This window comes from Fretibacterium sp. (assembly GCF_057312375.1).
Genome location: NZ_DBHLDX010000102.1, coordinates 1 through 3,814 on the forward strand (window position 1 = coordinate 1; position 3,814 = coordinate 3,814).

Annotated in this window: 1 protein-coding gene and 1 pseudogene; both read left to right on the plus strand. The window is 63.9% G+C overall.

Annotated elements, in window-relative coordinates; translation table 11 throughout:
* The first annotated feature begins 65 nt into the window (after positions 1 to 65).
* Positions 66 to 3,059, plus strand: a complete 2,994-nt coding sequence (locus tag ACO41U_RS10010) for an Ig-like domain-containing protein (protein ID WP_485943646.1) — start codon at positions 66 to 68, stop codon at positions 3,057 to 3,059.
* A 134-nt stretch (positions 3,060 to 3,193) separates the two neighbouring features.
* Positions 3,194 to 3,814 (plus strand): annotated as a pseudogene (locus ACO41U_RS10015) (hypothetical protein); the annotation flags it as partial.

Here is a 3,814-nt window from a genome sequence, read left to right on the forward strand (position 1 = left end):
CGACACCTCCCCTTCCAGGGGAGGCAACTCAGTAGAGGCAAGAAAATTGAAAGGAGCGTGGAACCATGCGCAAACGGATGCAGGGTGTCGTTGGTATCGTAGTCCTTGTAGCGGCGCTTCTGGGTGCACCGCCTGGGGCCTTGGGCGCGGAATTGTGGTCCGACGCGGCCGATACGTCCTGGTTCAATCAACAACATGCCGGGACGGAGGCCGACCCCTATCTCATCGAGACGGCGGAGCATCTGGCCGGGCTGGCCAAGCTGGTCTCGGAGGGCAACGATTTCAAGGACAAATACGTCCTCCTGACGCGGGACATTACCATGGCGGGAAAGGAGTGGTCCCCCATCGGCTGGATGCGAGCTTACGGCGATCTGGCGGGGTTAGCAGGTACTTTTGACGGCGGTGGGCACTCCATTACAGGCATCACAATCTCTACGGGAAAACACTTGATCAGTCATACGGCAGCATTGTTCGGCTATATCGACCCGGCGGCTACGGTAAAGAATGTTGTCGCCATGGGGTCCATTACCAACAAAAAATCCAACGGCGCGGCTGGGATCACGAGCTGGGTGGATGGCAACGTCCTGAACTGCACGACGTCCTTCGACCTTCGGGGTTCCAGCCCCGCCAACTCTTATGTTGGTGGGATCGCCTCTCTTAACGGTGGCGGCATGATCCGTAACTGCGTCACCTTCGGTACGGCCAAGGCTGTCGAAGCCGGTGGTTTTCCCTATGCCGGCGGCATCCTAGGGTTTTCCTATTGGAACAAGGGGGCGCTGGAGAACTGTACCGCGCTCTGTTCCGAGGTAGAGAGCGAGATGGACGCAGGGGGCGTTGTCGGAGGATTCAGCCCCATGCCGGAGATATTCAGGTATTGCGTTTCGGTCTGCGACTCCGTGAAGGCCCAGCCGGCCTATACCGGGGGGATCGTTGGGGCTTACGGCTACGGTTGGATCGACTGCTACTGGCTGAAGGTGAAGGAGACCCAGCCCAGCGAGGGGTGGGGGACCTCGCCAGGAGCGCCGGGGAAAATCACGGACCCGGCTCAGCTTCCCGTGGCCTCGGTGGTACTGGATGCGGCCGACGTGCGCACGATGCTCGTCGGGGAGACGCGGAAGATTCGTGCCCGTCCCTACCCCTCCACGGGGGACCTTTCGGGCTTGAAGTACAGGTGGACCGCTGCCCCCGGCCTGACGGTCCTCTCCGGGACCGATGGGCCGGAGATCGAGGTGAAGGCCGCCTCCGAGGGACTGCACCGCGTGTCCCTTGCGGTGACGGGCGTGCTGGGCGTCCCGGCGGCCAGCGACGACGCAGCGCTGACGCCCGGCGCGGTGTTGAAGGTGGTGAACGCCCTTCCGCCGGCGGCGGGGATCGCCCTGGGCGGACCCGGCCGAGCGTTGAAGGAGGGCGAGAGCGTTGCGTTGACGGCGACGATCGTCCCCTCTGACGCGAAGCCCGAGGTGTTGACCTGGACCGTGGCGAAGGCCGAGGGTCAGGGGGCCGTTGACGACCTCCTCCTGGAGGACCACGGGGGCGGTGCGGCCACGGTGACGTTGAAGAAGCAGTATAAGGACGGCGCTTCTTACGGCGTCACGGTCCAGGCGGCCGGCGGCCTGTCCGCAACGGTCACGGTGTGGGGTGAGGCGCTGGGCGCAGAGCCGAACGTGCCGGGGTTCGTCCCGATTGGGGCGATACTTCCGGGCGGGGCGGAGGGGAAGCGTCCCTTTGGGGTGAGGTCCGGTTCGGCTGTGGAGCTGTTGTCAGAAATAGGCGCGGCCCCTGAAGACTTCCGCCTTGGTGGCGACGGCCTGCTGTACCCGAGCCGGTCCCGGCTGGAGACGGTCATGGAGGAGCTGGGGAAGGCGGAGGGGATCAAGTTGAGTGGGGCCTCGCCCTTACCGCTGATCGCGCTGGAGGTGTCGAAGGCGCGCACGCTGGCGGCGGTGGGTTTCCTGGTTGAGGGCAAGCGCTTCCGCGCCGTTGCGCCGAAGGACGTCACGCTGTTCGAGGCGCGTACCAAGGGGACGGGGGAGATTTTCCGTTACGCGGAGACCCCGAGGGATTACCTGGACGGGCACTTTGCGGTGCAGCACGAGGATGGCACGGCGATGCCCGGGAACGAGCCGTTCGTCCCGGATAAGAAATACGGTTTGGTGGTGTACGTCCGTGATGGAGGTCGGGTCGACCTGACCCCGGCGGAGCGCAGGGTTGCCGCCTCTCTGGTGTTGGCGAAGAACACTGCCCTGTCTGGACCGACCAGTCCTGACGTGAGCCCGGATATAAAGCCACCGGTGAGTCCTGATGTGGAGCCGCCCAAGGTTCCGGAGCATGGCGTCGCCCCGCAGCTGCCCGAGGGGACGGACGGGAAAATCATTGCGGTGAAGCCTGAGCTTGCCTTCGGAAAAACCCCGTCTGAATCATTGGCCCTGGCGGCTAAGATGCTTGCGGACTCCGGGCTGGAGAGGGGCGACCTGATCGTCGATCGAAAGACGGGGCAGGTGAAGCTGAACGCGGACGTGGGCTGGGAGGTTGCGGAGAAGGCCGTGAGCTCCGACGGCTTCATCGACGAGGCGAAGTCTCTGCCGGTCCTGATGGCGACGCTGCCGTCGGGAGCGAGTGTTGCGGCGGTGGGCCTCGAGGTGACGGGCTCCGTGCTGATGGCCGAGGAGGCGTCCGGGGTAAAGGTGTTGAAGGTGTTGGGCCCGGAGGAAGGGGCACTGTTGAAGTACGCGGGTTCGGTCTCGGAGTTCGGTGACGGGCGGTTCACGGTGCTGGACGGGAGCGGCCGGATCGTCGGGGACCTGAGCGGCCGTGGCCGGTACGTGCTGACGCTGTTCATCGAGGACGGGGGGAAGTACGACCTGGACGGCCGTGCAAACGGGCGTATCGTGGACCCGGCGCTGCTATTGTCCGTTGAGGAGCCGAACGCCTCGTCTCCAAAACCGAAGCCGGAGCCTGGCAACGGGTCCAAGGGGTCCGGAGGAGGGTGCGATGCAGGGCTTTTGTGGGGCTGGCTGCTGATGACGGCTGTTCCCGTCGCGCTGCGGCGGAGGGGATAACCCCTCCGTCGCCTCCGGACCACCTCCCCTTTCAGGGAAGCAAGGCGAACAGGGCGCGCGACAAGTATCTCCCCCTTTTGGCCGGTTTTGAGGGCGAGGGCCGGTTTGTTATAATGAGGCCAGGAGCTGAAGGGATGGGGGGGATGGTGCGGATGTTGGTCAACACGCCCTACGACGACGTGTTCCGAACGCTTCTGAACGATTGTTCGAGCCTCATTATCCCATTGGTGAATGAGATATTTCACGAGTCGTACTCCGGGGACGAGGCGGTGGAGCTCTACCCGAACCAGCACTTTATCAACGGTCAGGACGGCAAGGAACGTGAGCGCATCACGGACTCGTGTTTCGGGATACGGGGCAAGTCGCTGAAGAAGTACCACATCGAGTGCCAGAGCACGTCGGACGACACGATGTTGGTCCGGATGTTCGAGTACGACGCGCAGATCGCGCTGGATGCGGGCGAGGTCGAGGGTGGCGTGTTGACGGTTCGTTTTCCTGCGTCAGCGATCCTGTACCTTCGGTGCCGCGCGACCACGCCGGACGTGCTGACGGTCCGCATCGAGCTGCCCGGCGGAAGGTCTGCGGCCTACGATATCCCGGCGATGAAGGCCCAGCGGTACACGCCGGAGGAGATATTCTCCAAGGGACTGCTGTTTCTCATCCCCTTCCACATTTTTGCGCATGAGAGACGATTTGCGAAGTACGAGCGGGACGAGGGGCTGCTGCGGGACTTGCTGTCGGAGTACGAAGGGATA